Annotated in this window: 16 protein-coding genes; 8 read left to right on the top strand and 8 right to left on the bottom strand. The window is 37.5% G+C overall.

Translation table 11 applies throughout. From position 1 onward, the window contains the following. Positions 1 to 48 precede the first annotated feature (48 nt). Positions 49 to 1,398, bottom strand: coding sequence for an HlyD family secretion protein (locus D0T08_RS01085; RefSeq protein WP_116980718.1), 1,350 nt, complete (start codon positions 1,396 to 1,398; stop codon positions 49 to 51). 92 nt (positions 1,399 to 1,490) lie between these two features. Next, the gene (locus D0T08_RS01080) at positions 1,491 to 3,128 is read right to left on the bottom strand and encodes an ATP-binding cassette domain-containing protein (protein WP_116980717.1); all 1,638 of its coding nucleotides are present in this window, start codon (positions 3,126 to 3,128) and stop codon (positions 1,491 to 1,493) included. Between the two features lie 131 nt (positions 3,129 to 3,259). On the opposite strand from D0T08_RS01080, the gene D0T08_RS01075 reads away from it, so the two are divergent. Beyond that, the gene (locus D0T08_RS01075; RefSeq protein ID WP_116980716.1) at positions 3,260 to 3,934 is read left to right on the top strand and encodes a TetR/AcrR family transcriptional regulator; all 675 of its coding nucleotides are present in this window, start codon (positions 3,260 to 3,262) and stop codon (positions 3,932 to 3,934) included. 154 nt (positions 3,935 to 4,088) lie between these two features. Then, complete coding sequence (locus tag D0T08_RS01070) at positions 4,089 to 4,385, top strand: hypothetical protein (protein ID WP_116980715.1); 297 nt, start codon at positions 4,089 to 4,091, stop codon at positions 4,383 to 4,385. A gap of 110 nt (positions 4,386 to 4,495) precedes the next feature. Here D0T08_RS01070 and D0T08_RS01065 read toward each other — a convergent pair whose 3' ends face one another. Together D0T08_RS01065 and D0T08_RS01060 are read right to left on the bottom strand one after the other, a co-directional pair. Next, positions 4,496 to 4,921: an SRPBCC family protein gene (locus tag D0T08_RS01065; RefSeq protein WP_116980714.1), complete on the bottom strand. Its 426-nt coding sequence runs from the start codon at positions 4,919 to 4,921 to the stop codon at positions 4,496 to 4,498. Between the two features lie 102 nt (positions 4,922 to 5,023). Further along, entirely contained in the window at positions 5,024 to 5,719 is a 696-nt protein-coding gene (locus D0T08_RS01060) for a helix-turn-helix domain-containing protein (protein ID WP_116980713.1), read from the bottom strand. Between the two features lie 1,271 nt (positions 5,720 to 6,990). Here D0T08_RS01060 and D0T08_RS01055 point away from each other — a divergent pair. Continuing rightward, complete coding sequence (locus D0T08_RS01055) at positions 6,991 to 7,881, top strand: recombinase RecT (protein ID WP_116980712.1); 891 nt, start codon at positions 6,991 to 6,993, stop codon at positions 7,879 to 7,881. Between the two features lie 134 nt (positions 7,882 to 8,015). Here the strand turns inward: D0T08_RS01055 and D0T08_RS01050 are convergent, their stop codons facing one another. The 3 genes from D0T08_RS01050 to D0T08_RS01040 form a co-directional block, all read right to left on the bottom strand. After that, positions 8,016 to 8,387 (bottom strand): hypothetical protein, encoded by a 372-nt coding sequence (locus D0T08_RS01050; protein WP_147322680.1) that lies wholly within the window; start codon positions 8,385 to 8,387, stop codon positions 8,016 to 8,018. Between the two features lie 177 nt (positions 8,388 to 8,564). Further along, positions 8,565 to 9,878, bottom strand: coding sequence for a serine hydrolase (locus D0T08_RS01045; protein WP_158561165.1), 1,314 nt, complete (start codon positions 9,876 to 9,878; stop codon positions 8,565 to 8,567). A 187-nt stretch (positions 9,879 to 10,065) separates the two neighbouring features. Further along, a complete protein-coding gene (locus tag D0T08_RS01040) occupies positions 10,066 to 10,923 on the bottom strand; it encodes a DUF2306 domain-containing protein (protein ID WP_116980709.1) in 858 nt (285 codons plus the stop codon). A 787-nt stretch (positions 10,924 to 11,710) separates the two neighbouring features. On the opposite strand from D0T08_RS01040, the gene D0T08_RS01030 reads away from it, so the two are divergent. From D0T08_RS01030 to D0T08_RS01020, 3 genes are all read left to right on the top strand, one after another. After that, complete coding sequence (locus tag D0T08_RS01030) at positions 11,711 to 13,309, top strand: ABC-F family ATP-binding cassette domain-containing protein (protein WP_116980708.1); 1,599 nt, start codon at positions 11,711 to 11,713, stop codon at positions 13,307 to 13,309. Between the two features lie 252 nt (positions 13,310 to 13,561). Further along, positions 13,562 to 15,235, top strand: coding sequence for a tail fiber domain-containing protein (locus tag D0T08_RS01025; RefSeq protein ID WP_116980707.1), 1,674 nt, complete (start codon positions 13,562 to 13,564; stop codon positions 15,233 to 15,235). A 222-nt stretch (positions 15,236 to 15,457) separates the two neighbouring features. Then, positions 15,458 to 17,107 (top strand): tail fiber domain-containing protein, encoded by a 1,650-nt coding sequence (locus D0T08_RS01020; protein ID WP_158561164.1) that lies wholly within the window; start codon positions 15,458 to 15,460, stop codon positions 17,105 to 17,107. Positions 17,108 to 17,194: 87 nt separating this feature from the next. Here D0T08_RS01020 and D0T08_RS01015 read toward each other — a convergent pair whose 3' ends face one another. Next, complete coding sequence (locus D0T08_RS01015; RefSeq protein ID WP_116980705.1) at positions 17,195 to 18,649, bottom strand: Gfo/Idh/MocA family protein; 1,455 nt, start codon at positions 18,647 to 18,649, stop codon at positions 17,195 to 17,197. A gap of 317 nt (positions 18,650 to 18,966) precedes the next feature. On the opposite strand from D0T08_RS01015, the gene D0T08_RS01010 reads away from it, so the two are divergent. Together D0T08_RS01010 and D0T08_RS01005 are read left to right on the top strand one after the other, a co-directional pair. Then, positions 18,967 to 19,245 carry a hypothetical protein gene (locus tag D0T08_RS01010; RefSeq protein WP_147322679.1) on the top strand — a complete coding sequence of 93 codons (279 nt, stop codon included), beginning with the start codon at positions 18,967 to 18,969 and terminating at the stop codon, positions 19,243 to 19,245. Positions 19,246 to 19,301: 56 nt separating this feature from the next. Then, positions 19,302 to 19,901: a hypothetical protein gene (locus D0T08_RS01005; RefSeq protein WP_116980703.1), complete on the top strand. Its 600-nt coding sequence runs from the start codon at positions 19,302 to 19,304 to the stop codon at positions 19,899 to 19,901. The last annotated feature ends 7 nt before the right edge of the window (positions 19,902 to 19,908 follow it).

Here is a 19,908-nt window from a genome sequence, read left to right as displayed (position 1 = left end):
CTTAATATAACTCAATTGATTATGAAATGAGAAATCACTTCACATAAATTATTTCTTCGCCGATTTATCAGCACTTGGCTGAACATAATATTCAGGTGGAAAACCGTTGATATTTCGCCAGATTTCGTAGCCCAGGGGTACATCTTTCAATAAAATAAAAGTATCTGTTGCTGTCCCTAAACGTAAACCAACCGGCCATGGCCTTTCGGTAGGATCTGGTTTTACCAATACCCTGAAATTACCACTGGCCGCATCTACATTATTAGAGATAGCCGTGATAACTCCTCTGAAAGTACCATATGATTGCGTAGGCCATCCACTGAATACAATGGCCGGAAATCCGTCAAAAATGACGTTCACTTTTCTGCCTGGCTGCAATAGGGTAATATCAAGTGGTTTTACAAATATCTCAATGGCCATAGCACTTTGGTCAGGCACAATCTGTGCCAATTCTTCACCTTCTTTCACAATTTCGCCAATACCTGCTTTATTGGCTCTGGTAACCTGTCCGCTTTGTGGAGCAATTACATAATATAACTCGTTACGTAGTTTATAGCTATTGTATTGGTTTTCAAGCTTGGCAATATCGGCTTCTCCACTGGCAATTTGCGAAAGCGACTGGAAACGTTCTCCTCTGATTTTAGAAATTTTCTCAATATACTCCTGATTCGTAGAATTCAACTCCAACGAAAGGTTAATTAAATCCTGCTTTGAATTCATGAATTTAATTTCGCTTCCGGTGCGTTTGGCCAAAGAATTCTGATAGGCCTGATTTCTTTGCTCGTATTGGGTGAGCGATACCAACCCTTGATCATACATTTGTTTCTGGCGTTTCAACTGCTCACTGGCAATGGCAAAGTCATTTCTTGCCGCCAACATTTCCATACTATCTGCTTGTATTTTAGCTCTTGTTTGAGATATCTTGTTGTTTATCTGAGCTACTTTCAAGCGTTGGGCTTCCTCCATGGCCTTTGTCTGTTCATTGGTTGTATTAGCCTTACTCATATAGTTTTCATTAGCCAGTTCTTTAGCAGTAATCTGCTGGCGGGTACGCTCAATTAGGTTAGGATCAAGATACTCTACTTTTACCTCTTGCAGGCGGGCAATGGTATCATCTTGCTTTATCATATCTCCTTCTTTTACATACCATTGTATGACCCGTCCGGTAATAGCGCTATAAACTCCCTGTTGTCTTTGTTCCTGGCGAAGCGTAGTTACTTTTCCACGGCTCTTAATATTCTGAGTCCAGGGCAGGAAAGCAGCCAGAACTATCAGACCCAGAAGCGCGTATACCCAATATTTTATCTTGCTTTGCCGGTCGATAAAATAAATGTCACGAAACGATTTAGGCTGTTTCTTTAAATCTTCCTGTTCAAAAACTGTATCTATGTATTTCATGGATCTATCTATTTAGTAATTTAGTGAGGGAGAGATGTAGTGATTAGTTAGTAACTTATTTTTTAATCACTCAATCGCTCATTCACTAAATTTTACTTCAGTTCTATAATTCTATTAAAATATGTCTGGATTCCGTCCTGATCTGCAGCAACGATAACTGTCATTGGCAAGCGGCTTATATATTCAGCTACTTTCAGGCGTTTAGTTTTGTTCAGACTCTTAAATGGTTCATCAAGAATCATTAACTGACAAGGCTGTACGAATGTTCGTAGCAAAAGAATTTCCTGCACCAGATGCGATGGTAATTTGGCACCTTTGGTGAATAAAACGGTCGCAAAACCTTTCTCAAATTCTTCAATAAATCCATTAAAGGCTAATTCCTTAATTAAATAGTTAACGTTTTCAGGTTTTACATCAGGGTTCCCAATCGTAATATTTTCCCAAAGAGTACCGTTAAAGATTTCGTTTTGCCCACTCAGATAATTGACATTTTTACGAAAACTTAACATCTCATAATTATCAACTGGAATATCGTTCACGAGGATGCTTCCTGTATGCTGCGATAAGTTATTGCTAATTAATTTCAGAATTGTACTTGTACCTGCACCCGAGGCCGTTTTATTCAAAAGGGCTTTTTCGCCAGGCTCAACAAGAAACGAAATGTTGTTAAGTAATATATTATTGGCAGTGTAGGAAAAATCCACTTTTTTAAATTCTACTCGTAGTGGCCCTTTTGTATTAAGTACCAGATTCCCATTTGATTCAGTTGGTGTTTGCAGCACTTTGTTAAGTTTCTCAACGGCTGTTAATACATCATATACAATATCAATGCTGGTAATCAGTTTTTCGACCGATGCCATGATGGCGATAATTACAATCTCTGCTGCAATAAACTGACCGATATTGATAAGATTATTGAGTAGGAGTATACAGCCAATAATGAGCATCGCTGCTGTGAGGACTACTTTAAATACTACTAAACTCCAATATTGCGTAGCCAGAATACCAAAATGGCGGGTACGGTTCTGGAGGTAGCCTTGGGTATATTCATCGGTTTTCTGAATATTCAGTTGAGTATATTCAAAGTTTTTGAAAGTATTCTGCGTGCGGCTGATTTCCTGCAACCAGGCAGCCACCTTATATTTATAATCGCTTTCTTTCAAACTTGTTTCCAGACCCTTTTCTGAGCTAAGCCTGAAAATCAGGTAGACAATTAGTAGGAGTAATGCTCCGAATGCGATGAAGATAGAATGATAAAATGATAATAAGAGAATACCAAAAAGAATCTGTATAAAGGCTGTAGGTACATCAAGTAATAATTTTGATAAACCCTTTTGTAAATTTAGCGTATCAAAAAAACGATTGGTAACTTCTGGTAAATAATAACCCTCTGTAGCCTCCGGGCGTATTTTGGGCAATATATCTGAATAAGCAAAAGCATACCGAACAAAGATTTTCTGCTGAATTTTTTCACTAAGCCTCATTTGACTGATCTGTAAAAAACCGACAAAGAAAACACTGATAATAACCAAACAGATAAGCACTACTAATGAAGTAGATGCCGTATTGTACATCACAAAATTGATAATTGATTGTATACCAAGTGGCAATACCAACTGAATAATTCCGGCCAGAATGGCATAGAAATATAATGCGCTAATGTCTTGTTTATCAAGCTTTAGCAGGTTTACTATTCTTATAAAGGGGTGGACGGCATGATTTTCTGGCATGTGATTTTAATAATTTTTGCAAAGGTACTAAAACTTTTTTTTATGATAGTAATACTATTATTAAAAGATGTAATGTTATTAAATATTGTATAGTCACTATTATTTTTTACTTTTGTTTAAAATTTCTTAACATGGAATATCAGCTAAATTTTAGCGTAAATAATAAAATATATATTCGAGATCCCGAAAGTAGTGAACTTGGTAAAGAAATCGTAAGAAAAGCGATAGAATTAATCTACGAAGTTGGCTATGAGCATTTTACTTTCAAGAAACTGGCGCTTGAAATAGGCACTACGGAAGCGAGTATTTACCGCTATTTTAAGAATAAACACTTATTATTAGTTTATATTCTGAACTGGTACTGGAGTTATCTGGAGTATCTGGTAATGTTTCAGCTGAAGAATATTGGTGACTCAAAACAGAAAATCAGGAAAATAATAGAAATACTTACCCGTGAAATGCCTATCGACTCCGGCAAGATGAAATATGATATTCCTTATCTGAATCAAATTGTTATTACCGAGAGCAGTAAGGGGTATCTGGTAAAAGAGATTAAGGAAATTAATCAGGCGGAGGTATTTAAACCCTTTAAGGATTTATGCAATACTATAGCCAATATTATTCTGGAACTTGACTCAGAGTATCCCTATCCTCATTCGCTGAGTAGTATGCTGATTGAAACTTCTCATAATCAGCAGTTTTTCAGTTCTCATCTCAAGCGTCTGACAGACGTAAAAAACGACGAAGATGCCTCGGCATATGTTGCTGCGTATCTGGAAGATTTGGTTTTTAGGGTGTTGGGGTGATTTAGAGTTATATTTAGATAGATTGGGCAATTAAATTAGCATTTTAGAAATGTCCAAATTATTATCTTGTTTGCGGATTATTTTAAACTTCAGGTCACAAACTAATTCTAACGTATAGCCGTTGTAAGAGAAATACTAAAAACACAAATTGAGAATGAAAACAATCTTCGGAATTTTATTGATGGCCTTCATGATGGCCGTAGCTTCTTGTACTAAACCTGCACCTGACTCATTTAGCGGCACAATTGAAAGCATTGAAAATGGTAAAGATGGGTATGTAGCTACTTTAAAAGATAAGGATGGTGAGAAATTTGAAGCGATTTTTTCTATTCCGAATATGGGAACAAATTATAAGCGATGGGAAATAGGCGATGAGCTAAGTATCAAAGGCGATACAATGCATCTCAATAATACTTATCGGGTGATAGCCAGGGAGGTGGAGAAGAAATAAAAATTTTGTCTTGAACTTTGATTTATCTGATTGAAATTATTCAACTGACTTCCATCAGAGAAATCAATTAATCAGCGGACATCGCGCGGGCAAATCAAAGTTCAAGACTATCAAAGGCTTTTCTCCGCATAAGCCTTAAAATTATTCAAAATTGCCTGCCAGCCTTGCTGTTGCATTTCAACCGGGTTTTGGTCTTCAGCCTCAAAAATAGTTTCTACATCTGTTGAACTACCATTATCTGAAAACATAACTATTACCTTTCTGCCATCTCCGATAGTATATTCAACCAACTGGTTCTCTACAATCTTATCATATACCCCACCAAAATCAAAGCTGAAACTTCCATCTTTAGCTGCCATTGTATAGCAAAATTCACCGCCTTCTCTAAAATCGTTAGTTGCCTTTGGTGTATGCCAATCAGGTGAGGCATTATTCCATTCTTTAACAGATTCAGGTGTATTATAGTCTTTCCATACTTTTTCAATTGGGGCATTGATAGTTGCCACTACTGTAATTTTTGTAGGTTGGTTGCTCATAGTATTGTTTTTATAAATGGTTTTTAATAGACTATTAAAACACATGGTATTAACAGAATGTTTATATTACCATTACAGGTAATTATCAAAATCACCCGGCAACTAAAACGTTCTTTTTAGGACTTTGAAAATCTTATGCACATCATTAAGAGATAGTACAAAATCACAGTATTCAGGGCTATCATTTCGACTATGACAGGTGATAGTAGCTGTTTCCCGATCAAAAGCGATAATGTCTTTAAATAATACATTGCGTTTGGTTAAAATAATCCATCCAAACCTTGATTCTCCAAAGCCATCCATCCATAAATCCATGGGCAGTTCTTTTCCTAAAACAGTAGCTCTATCAGGAGTGTCATCTATTCTACCTCCATTCATACTATCGCCTGAAATCCGGAAAGCCAGGAAATGCCCTCTATCTATTTTATCAACAACAAAAGGTACTCTTTCTTCATACTGAAAAGTGCCGGCGTCACTTAGCTCATCAAGGTAACGGGCAAAGGCTTCAGTAGTGAGCAAAGGTACTTCTACAATCAAATCGCCCTCATTATTACTGGTAAATTTATTGCCACTACTATTTATATAAGCATTCTCCATTCCTGCTTTCTTATAATTCAGAAAGACCTCTCGAATCGTCTTTTCGGCAAGACTTGATACGTTTCTATCTCCACTTTCCCATAACTGCACTGCACGCATAGATACACCAACAAGTTCGGCGAACTCTGTCTGCGAAAGCTTGTTTTTTTTTCGAAAACTCTTGATTTCAGTCCCACTCACCGGAGGTATGCCAATAGTCATTGTATGTTTAAATTTAAAGAATAAAAATAAATTTCACTTTTTGTTTGTAATATATGAACTTGTTCGCTATTTTTGTCATGCTAATTACGAACAAATAAGTTTTTACAAAACAAAAGTACTAAAAATACGTAATTGTGCAACAAATTTTTTAAGATTCGGAAAAAAACTGAATCCACACGACAAAAAAATATTACTCAATTAAAGCAAATGTAAATGCTTTGCAACAATCTTAGTTTGAAATGTCAATTTATGTAAAGTCCACACTTACTCAATTCTGACATTTTCAAACTAAGGTATCCAAAATGGAATATAGAATGACATGAGGGACTACATCTGATTACGATAACAGGGAATTATCCCACGACTCAAAGTAATAATAGCTTAGTCAATAGTTACAGCGCGATTTGAAATCCGCTGCACGATTACCTATTGTCGAAAGATTTAGGCTTAATGAATCATATTGTAACTGGAGAATTTTTATTGATGCGTATGTAGTGTTAAATCCTCCTCTGTTTAGAGGAGGTGTTTTTAACCAAAGCATCAAAAAATTTAAGATGCATTTATTTCATGACTAATATTTAATCAGAAAAGCCTCCTCTATCTGGAGGAGGTATTTTTTCGGGATATTGATTGCTGTGACTATTCATATATTGATTTTTAGGGTTAGAATAGAAGGATTGAAACCCTCCTCCACTCGGAGGAGGTGTTTTTAAAAAGAATAGTACACATTGATAATGGCTTATTTAGTAAGGTTAGGATAGATAGGGCAAAACCCTCCTTCATTTGAAGGAGGTGTTTTCCTAAAAATGGAGTATGTTAAACACGTTTAGTAAATAGATTAAAATCCTCCTTCGTTTTGGAGGAGGTATTTTTTGAGGGTACTGATTGCTGTGACTTTATTGGTTTGTCAGGAATAAGATTTGAAAAGTGGCTGAATTCGTTCATGTAATAATGATTTTTAAGGTCATTTTATTCAATCATAATAGTTTATAGGTTTAGTATTTTTAGGGGGACCATCAAACCCTCCTCCATTTGGAGGAGGTGTTTTTTTAGAACATCCCAATAGAAAATTATAAGACGATTGATGCTCAATAAATAGGGTATTTAAAACGTTTAATGATAGTCTTCTATCGATAATACTATGATGTCTGAAATCTGGTTTTAACTATAAATCAGACCTATGAGATTAGTGTTTATATCTCAGAATTATAATGTGCCGGAGGTAATTCCTAGCAGCAAAACAATCCCAAATTATAACAGATTAAGCAAATATGTCAGAACAGTTAACGACCAAAGATTTTTTTGGTAAAACTTCGGTAAAACAGAAATTTGAGGAATTATTAGGTAAAAGGGCTCCTGCGTTTATGACCTCGGTTCTACAAATTGTAGCCAGCAATGAATTACTGAAAAGAGCAGACCCGACCAGTGTGTATCATGCTGCAGCTACAGCAGCCACTTTAGATTTACCTTTAAGCAATAACCTGGGTTTTGCCTATCTGGTACCCTATAACGACAGAAAAAGCGGCAGGCAATTAGCACAGTTTCTGATTGGCTATAAAGGTTTTAAACAATTGGCTATCAGGAGCGGACAATACCGGACACTTGATGCCAAGATAGTATATGAAGGACAAAAGATTGACGATGAATCGTTTCAGGGTTTTCATTTTGAATGGGATAAGAAAATAAGCGATAAGGTAATTGGCTATGCCAGTAATTTTAAATTATTGAATGGCTATGAAAGTACTTTTTTTATGGATGCAGATTCAGTGCATCGACACGGCAAACGATATTCACAGACTTTTAAGAATGGAAAAGGTCTATGGACTGAGGATTTTGACAAGATGGCTTTGAAGACAGTCACAAAGTTGCACCTAAATAGTGGTGATGCACCTCTTTCTGTTGAAATGCAAAAGGCAGTCATTACCGACCAATCAGTCATCCATAATGTAGAAGGTACAGAGATAGAGTACATCGATAACCAGGCTGATAATGCCGACCCTGAAGAGACAAGCAAAGAAAGAGAACTACAACGCATTGCTAATTTTATATCTAGTGCAATGACATTGGAGCAATTAGAACTGGTTGATGAGCATGTATATGACTTTGGGCTTGTAGAAATGTATGAATCAAGGAAGCAGGAATTATATAGAAAATCGGCTTAAATTAGAAACTACTGAATCCACATAAGAACAAAATTTATTACTTAAATTTACGTATACCTATTGGCGTCAATAAATCGGTGCTTTAGAAAACAAGCCTGGCGTTAGGAATAGACTTTTAGAAGCCTATTGATATTTTAAGCAGATTTATCAATTTTGAGTAGAGCTTCATATGCTTTACTCACGCGTATCTCTGTCTGGATATTGTTTTCTTGTAAAACCTGTTGAATCGATAAAAGTTTCTTATAGCTTCCGTTATTCACTAATCGGTTATCCTGTTTCCTTCGCTCATTTAACTCATGCATTGACCAACCCAAAGTTTTTCTTAAAGAACTCATTTTTTGTAAATCTTTGAAGCTTTCATCTACTATAAATAACTGCCAGATTAGGTTTTCTTCTTCATATAACTCTATCATTTCTTCTTCACTATGCGCGGTACTATATCGAAAGATACTCCCATCAGTTTTTGCAATAAGAAATGGGGAGTTTCCACCAAGCATATAACTCATCTTTCCGGTTTTAAGAAATTTTTCTGATTGGTAGAAGAAAATCTAAAGGAAGGGTGTCTGTACAAAATAATCTTCAAGAAGTGCTACCTTGATTGCGCCATTTAATGCATTCATTTGGCTAATTTGTCCTTCAGCAATCTCTCGGGCCTGATGATAGTTTACCATTTGTGTTTTTGCTTATTTCACTTCCTCACTCACCCGTTTTCCTACCGATTGTGAATGGCTTGTGTGCCAAAGCAAACTCTGGAAATGAAATCCCTGCATTTTATGAAACGAAATCCATGGGTCCAGGCCAGGTGCATAAAAGGTCTTGTCATCGACGGGTAAGATTCTGTACTCCATTTCATTTTGTAGTCGGAGATAAGGGGAATTGTCTTTCAGAAAGATTTCAACAGGACCAACTTTATCTACTGTATACTTACCGGTGATGGATTGCATCTGCGCTTTTTCGGATTGTGGCTCCACTATTGGTTGTTCTTTTCGGCCTTCCATAATATCTATCAGATCAGAGGTAAGCTGGGGTCTGACCCACTGTGGTATATTGGTATTACTCACAAAAGCGATGGTGAATTGCTGCGCAGCATCCCAGTAAACGAAGCTATAAAATCCTGCAACGCTACCCCAATAATAATAGGCATGTTCATTTCTTCCCTGATACCAACCTCCTAAACGCAATTGAGATAGCTTACCCTGAATAGAAACCCAGGAGGTAATAATGTTGATAAGCGATTCGTCGAGAATAGGTTGATGATAAAAAGACTTACCCCAGCGGTATAAATCCTGGGCCGAAAACCAGATATTACTTCCGCCATAAAAGCCTTCTCGGTCACTAATATCGGCTAATTCTAAAGCATCATTTTCATAACTATAACCTTTTATTCTCTCACCGGGCCATTGATTGAGTAGGGGAGGTCTTATGAAAGATTGATTCATTTTAAGTGGAACAAAGAAATTGGTACTCAGAAAGGTCTGATAGGATTCTCCAGTGACACGCTCTACAATAGTGGCAGCTATATCAAAACCCGGACTATCATAGCTGAAGTTGGTATATGGCTTGTATTGTAAGGCAGGCTTTTGCTCATTCAAAACACTAAGAATTGTCTTGACATTTAGCACATAAGAGGCAGGTATTTTCTCGAAATAATAACTGTAGTCGGGCAAACCTCCGGTGCTATGTGTCAGCAGATTCCAGATTTGAGTATTTGCATAAGGATACTCAGGAATGTATTGTTGGACTGAATCTAAGAGACTGAGTTTTTGCTGCCCGGCCAATAATAGAATTGCGGTAGCCGTCAGGGTTTCTGCTATTGACCCACCGTCTGCTGGCATATCAGAAGTAAAGGGAGTGGCATTTGAAAAATTGGCGTATCCATATCCTTTGCTTAATAGAATACTATCCCGCTGACCGACAACTATGGCTCCATTGAAGAGGTTTTTCTGATTTAATCGACTTAAAAGGGTATCAATAGTTACTGATTTATTTTGTGCCATTAGTTGCTGATGAACTAAAAGCAGAGGAAAAAGTATACATAGAGAGATACGCTTCATAAATTGTCTGGCCAGATAAAATAAACGTTGAATATACGCTTATTTTTTTAATCTGATGAAAGACTGATAATTTTGTTAAGAGATTGACAATCGTAGACGATGAATTGTTGCTTAGCGTATATCTTTCGCTTTAAAATATCCACTCCACGATGGCCGGTCCCCAATAGAACTTAGTAAAATAATAAGTTCCTAAAAGTAAGAAGCCAGTCATACTTAATAAAACTATTGTAAAAATCAAATTGATCCATAAAGAGGTTTTACGGGTATTCTGTGAACGGATGAATATTTCAGCTACAAGCAGGTTAGGTAGATAAAAGAAAAATGCCATTACATAATCAAAAGGGCCTGTAAATGTATTGTTATGCCCTGCTTTATCGGCCAGAAGAAACCAGAATCCATAGTCCATACGATATAACCACGAACCAATGGCCAAGGCATATAAACGTAAAGCCCAGGCTCTATGTGTTGCAGTGTTTTTAGCAACAGCATGTCGATAGGTTTCAATGGCTGTTACTAACATTAAAATGCCATATAGACCAAAGCCAACATTCATGACCGGGCCACCGATAGTACCTTTGATTACAATGAATGTAAGCCCACCAATGGCTACTAATATAGAAGCAACTACATAAATTCGCCCTACCCAACGATGAAAAGTCAGGTATTTGATTCTGATTGCATCAATCAGCTGAATACTCCCCAATATCAGAATGATGCCACCCATAGCAAAATGTAAACCAATACCCATTGTAGCCTTTTGTGTGGTTTTGTCGTACAGTCCGGGTAGGACTTCATTCCATCGTCCTAAATTGCCTTGATACAAAGCTGAAGCATAAAAAGCCAGAATATAAAAGCCAAAAAGTCCGGCACTTACCCATACGGTGGTCATCAGTAAAATCCGTGTCCAACGAAAAACTGTGGCAATAATTTTTTCAGGTTTCGAAAGTGGTGAGGGTTGGGCAATATCAATTGCGCTTGCATCAGACATAAGTAAAAAAGCTAAGATAGTGGTGATTGAAGAGGTTGGCGTAAAATTAAGGATTTTGCCGAAGAAATAAATCAAAATTATAAGATTGGTATTATATTATTAGATTCATTTTGAAATGGAATATTTGTATTGCCACATAAAAGGGCATGCGTATGAAAATGTATATTTTAATCAATGATGACGTAACCGATAATTTTGTACCTGTTATTACTGCGCATGCCTCGTTGGCTTGTTACAAAAATATGAGACCGATGCTGATATGCAAACCTGGATTAACAGCATTTTCAAAAAAGTAGTTTGTAAGGTAAATCTCAAAGAATTGGAAAATGCAAAAAATGAGTATAAGCATGTAGTAATTACAGAGTCAGCCTTAAATAACCAGGAGATTTGTATTGTTTTTTGTCCAAGAGATGAATACACTAAAGCTTTTAAGTTCTTCAAGGTGTGGACACCAACATGCTCTTAAGACTAACTATTTGCAAAATTTTTGCAAATTTTATACCTTTGCATCAAAATAAAACCATACTCAATGTAAGATACTAAGTTTGAGAGCACTCTGGCTCTCATGGATTCCAAACCGGAATGTTTTGATAAATCTCATTGTCAATTCGCCAGCAACGCTTTGCTATGTGTTGTGGTCAAACTTAGTAATCATGTAATACCTTCTCATTCATAGGCCTTTTGAGGCTTTTCAGCAGACATACACCTTTGTGAATTGTCTGGTTCTTCCTGTTTTATTTTTCACAAACTGTTTAACACTGGATTTACAGTTTTTATACATTGAGTTATGAGTATTATTATCAGATCATTATCCTATATACACTCTGACAGGGAAACCCTGTTTCAAAATATCAGTTTTGCTATTAATAAAGGCGAAAAAGCGGCATTAGTAGGCAGTAACGGCATAGGTAAATCAACCTTATTACAAATCATAGCCGGACAATTACAAGCTTCAGCAGGTGAAGTTGTATGTGGTGAGAAACCCTATTATGTGCCGCAACACTTGGGGCAGTATGATGATTTTAGCATTGCCCAAGCATTGGGCATCGAACACAAGCTAAATGCCTATGAAGCTATTTTGCAGGGGGATACCTCTGCTGACAACTTTACACTATTAAATGACGATTGGACGATTGAAGAACGCACTCAAAGCGCCTTTGACTATTGGCATTTGCAACATTTATCGCTTCATCAGCCTATGCACCTGCTAAGTGGGGGTGAGAAAACCAAAGTTTTTCTTGCCGGTATACTGATACAAGAGCCCGGTATTGTCTTGCTTGATGAACCCTCTAATCATCTGGACATACTAAGTCGTGAGTTGTTGTATGAGTTTATCAAAAAAAGCAAAGAGACAATTTTATTAGTAAGTCATGACAGAACCTTGCTGAATCTAATTGCCCTAACGCTTGAACTCAGCAAGAATGCAGTTGAGACTTTTGGAGGCAATTATGATTTTTATAAAGCACAAAAGGAAACCAAACTAGAGGCACTCGAAGTTCAATTAAGTGAAAAGGAAAAAAAACTCAAACAGACCCAACAAAAGGCCAGAGAGTTGATTGAACAACGCCAGAAACAAGAATTAAGGGGTAAATCACATGGGCAAAAACAGAATTTACCCAAAATAGTAGCGGGTAATCTCAAAAGCAAAGCTGAAGTAAGTACTGCTAAAGCAAAGGGCATTCAGCAAGAGAAAATGAATGAAATCAGTAACAACCTGCGCGAGATTCGGACGCAGATACAGGAGCAGCAAGTATTAAAAATTGACTTAAAAAAATCTGATTTACATAAGGGTAAAATTCTGGTGGATGCTAAAGAGGTTAATTATGGCTATTCAGATGCTCTACTTTGGCATTTTCCTTTATCTTTTCAGATTCGTTCTGGTGATAAAATCAGGATTGAAGGGGCCAATGGTTCAGGAAAAACTACACTTCTGAAATTAATTACAGGAATTTTGGAACCATCCATAGGGGAAGTTTATCGGGCAGAGTTTAAATACCTCTATATCGATCAGAACTACTCCATTATTAATAATCAACAGACAGTTTTTGAGCAGACACAGCAATTTAATAAACGTCGTCTTCCCGAGCATGAGCTGAAAATGCTGTTGCATTATCATCAATTTCCACATGAGGTATGGGATAGAAAATGTGCAGGCTTAAGTGGGGGCGAGAAGATGAAACTGCTCTTATGCTGTCTGGCTATCAGCAATAATACGCCTGACGTACTAATATTGGATGAACCTACCAATAATCTGGATGTATATAGCCAGAAGGTACTCACAGAAGCTATCAGAAATTTCAGCGGCACGCTGTTGGTTATTTCTCATGACCAGTATTTTATTCAGGAAATTGATTTAGAAAAGAGGATAGAAGTGCAAAGGATTTAGAGATAAGAAGTGCACATAGTTAATCTAAAAGAATATATCTCTTCTCTTGAAATGTAGAAGTATGCCTGACTTGTTTTATGCCTGCCGTAATTTAATTAAAACAATTAAATTACGGCATTCTGACAACTCAGTTATGAGATTCTCGCTATTCATTGGACTCTTTTCGCACTTCAATCAGGTATTTTTTATAATCATTTTGGGCGGCTATAGTTTTGTATCAGGAATTAAACATCTTAAATAAAATTGCCGTCTATGAAAAAATTTACTATTCTTCTGATTTGTATAGCTAATCTCGCTTATGCTCAAAGCACTGAAATATTACCTGGATTAGTCTTGCCGCAAATGACTACTGCTCAACGAACTGCTATGTCAACCCCAACTAATGGAACATTGGTTTTTGATACAGGTAGCCAAAGCTATTGGTACAGACAAAATGGTGTATGGACTGAGATAACTAATGGCTCAACTAACTATTGGCAATTGGCCGGAACCGGTAATGAAATACAAAATACCAATACAGGGGGTTTCTGGTCAAAAAATCCTACTCAGGTAGCTTATAATTCTCCTGTATCTCCGGTACCTATAAATGAAGCAGGTACGCGCTTAATGTGGTTACCTGCCCGCTCAGCTTTCAGGGTTGGTACAGTTGATAACTTAAACAATTGGTACGCAGACAGTATTGGAGTTTTTTCGTTTGCAACAGGATTTAATCCACAAGCAAAGGGAGCCTATTCTGTTGCAATGGGTAGAGATGTAAGCGCCTCAGGCGAATACTCTATCAGTCTGGGAATCAATTCAATGGCAAAGAATACCGCAAACATTGCCGCAGGATATGCTGCTATTGCCAGTGGTCTCTATTCTGTAGCGTTGGGATATAATGTTCAGGCAAAAGGAAACAGTTCATTAGCTGCGGGAAAAAATACAATTGCCAGTGGGCCTAACTCTTTTTCAGCAGGCGTTAGTACAGAGGCCACTAGCGACGGCTCGGTTGCCATAGGAAATGGTGCCAAAGCCGAGGCCTTGGCTTCTGTTGCTTTAGGTGCTTCTACAACAGCCAAAGGCGCAGCTTCCATTGCCGCGGGCTTTTTCACCAGAGCCACTGGTGATTATTCAACTGCTTTTGGGAATAATACCAGAGCATCGGGGCCTACTGCTACTGCATTAGGCAGTGAAACATTAGCAAATGGAGACATTTCATTGGCCACCGGATATAAGACTATCGCAAGTGGTGACAAATCTACAGTAATGGGAAGTCTGATGAACGCCAATGGTTTTAAGGGCGTATTTATGATAGGCGACTCTGATCCGGATAACGAAGGGGTAACCGGAGGCGGTATAACAGACCAATTCGTAGCCCGTTTCAAAAATGGGTATTATTTACTTACCAGCGGTAGTGGTAATCCTCGTACAGGTGTCATGATTGCTAATGGCCAAACCGCCTGGAGTGCAATCAGTGACTCAACACGTAAAGAGAGATTTATTGGTGCAGATGGAGAAGTTTTTTTGAACAGATTAAGAAGTCTTCGCTTAGGTTCATGGAATTATAAAGGTCAGAAATCTGCAAAACCTGAGCGTTTCTATGGCCCGATGGCGCAGGAAATCTTTGCGGCCTTTGGTAAGGATAAATATGGGACCATTGGTACAGACACAACTGTAAGCACTATCAATATGGATGGACTATTGTTTATTTTCTCGCAGGCTCTGGAGAAACGCACGGCAGATTTGCAGGCTGAGAATAGTCAGTTAAAACAGATAGTTCAGCAGCATACATCAGATGTGTCGACCGGAAAACAACAATTGGCAGACATACAAACTGAAAACCAAAGGCTGAGAAATATCATTGAAAAAATGGATGCACGCTTAAGCAAAATGGAAACGAATGATGAGGTGAACGGGAATTTAATCCATAATAAAGCAAGAAAATAAAAATAGACTGAATGAGTTTTACAGGAGTTTAGTTATCCACTAAGCTCCTGTTTTAAGAACGCATTCGATTATTGCTGTTGTTTATTATTAACCATTCGTTAAAAAAACATCACCATTCGTTATAAGATTTCATCCCTTTAAAGGGATATTTTTTTTTTAGATTATACCCAGACATAGTTTTGCTAAGGTTTAAAAATGCCACTTAAAACAAAACAATTGTCCATGAAAAAACTTTCTCTTCTTTTCATAACGCTATTTTCTGTCAGTATAACTTTCGCGCAAAGTACTGAAATACTACCCGGTTTGGTACTACCACAAATGACTACCGCACAACGCATGAGCATTATAGATCCTGCGAATGGAATGTTGGTTTTTGATAAAAATACCAAGAGCTATTGGTATTGGCAAAATGATGATTGGACTGAATTACCTAAAGGTGGAAGTACCTCCAATTACTGGAATTTATCTGGCAATGCGATTTCTAATACAAATACAGGTGGTTTCTGGTCAAAAAATCCGGTAGGAGTAAGCTATTATGCCGATAATGTAAGCAATCCACCTACTGTGCCTGCCAATGAATTCGGTACCAGGCTTATGTGGATACCAAGCCGCTCAGCATTCAGGGTAGGTACTGCCAACGATACTATTGCCTGGTCTGCCAATAATATCGGTATTTTTTCTTTTGCCACAGGATTCAATACCAGAGCCAGTGGCAAAATCTCAACAGCTATGGGATTTCAGGCGCAAGCTACTAATCTTGCTGCTGTATCAATAGGTTTTCAGTCAAAAGCTATTGGTAGTTATACAACTGCCATTGGTAATACAGTAAGTGCTGAAGGAGAAAATTCGATAGCCATAGGCTACTATGCCAAAACACTTGGTATTAAGTCGATAGCATTAGGTTCTGAAACTACCGCAGAAGGCGACTTCTCTACAGCTATGGGAGAAAGTACAATTGCCAGTGGGAAAAGGTCAACGGCTATGGGAGATGAGACATTTGCTACAGCAGATGCCAGTACATCAACAGGCTATCATACTTTAGCATCCGGATACGCCTCCTTTGCAACGGGATATACTTCAAAAGCAAAAGGCTCTTCAGCTTTCGCATCAGGTTTTTTTACAGAGGCAAGTGGCAATTATTCTTTATCAAGTGGATATCTGACAGTAGCCAGCGGTAATAAATCGACAGCTCTTGGAGCTCATGTAAATACTGCAGGTAAAGAGGGTTCTTTTATTATTGGTGATAGTGATCCGCTTGATCAGGGTACTACCAGCAATACTGTAAACGACCAATTTATGGCACGTTTTAAAAATGGATATTATTTATTGACTAGTGGTGATAAAAATCGCACAGGTGTTTATCTTTCTAATGGGCAAACTGCCTGGAACAGCATTAGCGATTCGACCAGAAAAGAAAGATATGTCAAGGCAGACGGAGAATCCTTTCTGACAAAATTAAAAAATCTGCGCTTGGGTTCATGGAATTATAAGAATGAGGGTATTAAAGCAGAGCGTTTCTACGGCCCGATGGCACAAGAAATCTTTGCAGCTTTTGGCAAAGATACTTACGGAACTATTGGCACCGATACAACCGTAAGCACTATCAATATGGATGGGTTATTGTTCATATTTTCACAAGCTTTGGAAAAACGAACAACAGATTTACAAACAGAAAATCAACAATTAAAAGCAGAATTGCTGGCACTGAAAGATGAGGCTAAAACTTTTAAGGATTTGCTTCATAAATTAGATGGACGTTTAGCTTCTATTGAATTACAGGATGTAAAAGCAGAAATACAAAGTTCAAAAATGAAAGCTGGTTTAGCAAAAAAAGATATACCGAATGAAGAGAAAATAGTTAATGATAAATGACACTATATTTCATTAAGTTAAAAGTAATAAACAAAAAGGGCATCAACTATTTAGCTGATGCCCTTAATGATTCAAAATCTATATCAATTATACTGTCCAGCCTTCGCGGTAGGTTGCTCTGCCTACAAACTGGTTGGCTTCTTCAAGGTTAGTGATTCTCATGTTTTCACCGTCCCACAAAAGTTTTTTGCGAGCGAAGAATTCTGACTGACCTTTGCCATTGTCTCTCTTCAACAGATAACTTCTGATAGCCAGATTACCCATCAATACCGTTTCCGTCATTGGGCCTGCATAATCAAAAGACGAGGTTAATTCTTTATGCTCTTTGCTATTGAAACCTGCTTTACAAGCATCAACCCATCTGCGTTGATGACCGTATTCCGGTTCAATATCTTTTGGTAATTCAGGACCCACTTCTCTGGTTCCATCACTTAGGTACAATTTCGGCATCATTGGAGAACTATCATTGATATTGGTGGTGATAATTCCCTTTTCACCAATGATCATTACACCATTAGCACCATTAGTTCCGCCCATATCTTCATTTGCCGGAATAAGATCCGGGTGTGAAGGTCTGATACCACCATCCATCCAGGTCATTTCAATACGTGACTGGCTCTTCTTCGTGGCATCAAAATGAAGCGTAATCATTGATGAAGCTGGGCAGCCTTCAGGGTTATACTCGGGTGATCTTTTAGTGTAGAGAGTTCCCACGCTACATTCGGCATCAGTAGGATATTTCAGACCCAATGTTCTGAATGGAATATCTATCAGGTGACAACCCACATCACCCAAAGCACCTGTGCCGTAATCCCACCAACCACGCCAGCCAAATGGATGCATGCCAGGTACATAAGGTTTAAATTCATTAGGGCCAAGCCATAAATTCCAGTCTAAATCTTTTGGTTTTAAGGCTTCATCAGGTTTTGGCATGGCATTACCCTGAGGCCACACAGGGCGGTTTGTCCAGATTTGTACTTTCGCAATTTTACCCATCTTACCCGAATCAATCCAGCCTTGTACTGTTTTCAATAATGGGTTTGATGCTCCCTGGTTACCCATCTGACTCACTATCTTGTTCGTTCTGGCCATCTGAGTCAGCATACGTGCCTCACGGATATTGTGTGTCATTGGTTTTTGCACATATACGTGTTTGCCACGCTCCATGGCAAATTTAGCTGCCGGACCATGCACGTGGTCGGGTGTAGAGATAGTAACAGCGTCGATGTCTTTTTCTTTATCAAACATCTCGCGGTAGTCAGCATACAATTTAGCATTTGGAAACTGCTTTACTGTCTGAGCGGCAGAACCCGAAAAGTCAACATCGCAAAGGGCTACCACGCGCTCTCTACCTTTCACAGATGCATTGGTTATATCGCTGCGGCCTTTACCTCCCGAACCGATAGCAGCCAGATTCAACTGGTCGCTTGGAGAGATAAATCCGACGCCACCCAATACGTTTCTGGGAACGATAAAGAAAGAAGAAGCAATAGCGCTTTTTTTGATAAACGATCTCCTGGATTCGTCTGATTTCTCTTTCATGTTTAGATTGTCTATTTAGGATTGAATAAGCAAGATTTAGGAAGCTATGATACGTTGAGTTTTAACTCATTACGAATCTACTTCTTAAGCTTTTGCGAAAGTAAAGAATTTACGGCACATCCATTCAAAAGCAGAATAAATTTATTGCAAAATTTGCTGTCGATTCATTAGGGGAGAATTGTGCATAATATTTTATTGGTAAATAGAAAACAGTAAATTATTTTCGGGACTCTGAAAATACTATTAATTGGTTTTACAGTAAAACCATTTTATGAGTAACCATTTAATAATTTGGAGTTTGGATAAATTGGATAAATATGAAACACAAGGTCAAAGAAATATTTGTTATGTCGAATGGCAGCACACTACTGATAATTGATGATAATGAACAATTACCAAAATCGCTTCTGGGCGAATGGCAAATATGGAAAGACTATACTTTTTATGATACCGTTCATATTATTGCTGAAAATATACCTGTACCGCGTCTGAAAAAAGAACGAGTGTTGGAAACAAAAGCTTTATTGAATAAAATAGATCTAGATACTGAAAAGCATCTTATTGAATTAGTATTTTTCCAACGGATTGCTTCTTAAAGTCCTGAAAGTATTTATACAAGAGTATATTTTTACTTTATATTACAATCTAAAGAATGTCAGACAAGATTATACCTTTTGAAATCCATATTACTGTTGAAATTTTTTCTCTATCTCAACAAAACGATTTTGTGCTTTTTTGCAAGCTTAATGAAGCAAAACCATTATTGATAGAACTATCAAGGGGAGAATTTGTTAGTCAACCCATGTTAAGTAAAATTATAGAATCCAACGATTTTGCCATTATCCTGTCAGCGGCTAATCAACTATCTCAATTACTAACAACTAATCATTTTATAGTTCGCCGTCTCAAAATTGAAGTACCTGCTGATGAGGCTGCACTTTTTTCTGATTTTTCGACCAGTTTTGAAAAATACTTTGAATGGCATGGAAAAGTAAGTTATACAGCTATTGAAAAACTTGAAGAGATTTGTGAAGCACATCAAGTCCATTTATCACGTAATGCCCTCAAAAATGAAAATGAGTTTCGTTTTATTACACTAAGAGAATACGGCACGAAAGCGACCTTTGAAGATAGAATAAAACAGTTATCTATAAGTCTGAAAAAAGAGAACCGAATTATCTATAAACCACAATCAGAATATTGTATTTTTGATAACCACCAATACCTGGATAATGGCTGGTTATTGAAATAAAAAAGAA

This window comes from Emticicia sp. C21, assembly GCF_003418935.1.
GTDB lineage: Bacteria > Bacteroidota > Bacteroidia > Cytophagales > Spirosomataceae > Emticicia.
This window is presented reverse-complemented; position numbering and strand designations above follow the sequence as displayed.

Excerpts from the sequence above, each read along its gene's own strand:
- D0T08_RS01085 (WP_116980718.1), bottom strand. The coding sequence starts at position 1,398 with ATGAAATACATAGATACAGTTTTTGAACAGGAAGATTTAAAGAAACAG.
- D0T08_RS01065 (WP_116980714.1), bottom strand. The coding sequence starts at position 4,921 with ATGAGCAACCAACCTACAAAAATTACAGTAGTGGCAACTATCAATGCC.
- D0T08_RS01020 (WP_158561164.1), top strand. The coding sequence starts at position 15,458 with ATGAAAAAACTTTCTCTTCTTTTCATAACGCTATTTTCTGTCAGTATA.
- D0T08_RS01080 (WP_116980717.1), bottom strand. The coding sequence starts at position 3,128 with ATGCCAGAAAATCATGCCGTCCACCCCTTTATAAGAATAGTAAACCTG.
- D0T08_RS01040 (WP_116980709.1), bottom strand. The coding sequence starts at position 10,923 with ATGTCTGATGCAAGCGCAATTGATATTGCCCAACCCTCACCACTTTCG.
- D0T08_RS01015 (WP_116980705.1), bottom strand. The coding sequence starts at position 18,649 with ATGAAAGAGAAATCAGACGAATCCAGGAGATCGTTTATCAAAAAAAGC.
- D0T08_RS01030 (WP_116980708.1), top strand. The coding sequence starts at position 11,711 with ATGAGTATTATTATCAGATCATTATCCTATATACACTCTGACAGGGAA.
- D0T08_RS01060 (WP_116980713.1), bottom strand. The coding sequence starts at position 5,719 with ATGACTATTGGCATACCTCCGGTGAGTGGGACTGAAATCAAGAGTTTT.
- D0T08_RS01050 (WP_147322680.1), bottom strand. The coding sequence starts at position 8,387 with ATGAGTTATATGCTTGGTGGAAACTCCCCATTTCTTATTGCAAAAACT.
- D0T08_RS01010 (WP_147322679.1), top strand. The coding sequence starts at position 18,967 with ATGAAACACAAGGTCAAAGAAATATTTGTTATGTCGAATGGCAGCACA.
- D0T08_RS01045 (WP_158561165.1), bottom strand. The coding sequence starts at position 9,878 with ATGGCACAAAATAAATCAGTAACTATTGATACCCTTTTAAGTCGATTA.
- D0T08_RS01025 (WP_116980707.1), top strand. The coding sequence starts at position 13,562 with ATGAAAAAATTTACTATTCTTCTGATTTGTATAGCTAATCTCGCTTAT.
- D0T08_RS01075 (WP_116980716.1), top strand. The coding sequence starts at position 3,260 with ATGGAATATCAGCTAAATTTTAGCGTAAATAATAAAATATATATTCGA.
- D0T08_RS01070 (WP_116980715.1), top strand. The coding sequence starts at position 4,089 with ATGAAAACAATCTTCGGAATTTTATTGATGGCCTTCATGATGGCCGTA.
- D0T08_RS01055 (WP_116980712.1), top strand. The coding sequence starts at position 6,991 with ATGTCAGAACAGTTAACGACCAAAGATTTTTTTGGTAAAACTTCGGTA.
- D0T08_RS01005 (WP_116980703.1), top strand. The coding sequence starts at position 19,302 with ATGTCAGACAAGATTATACCTTTTGAAATCCATATTACTGTTGAAATT.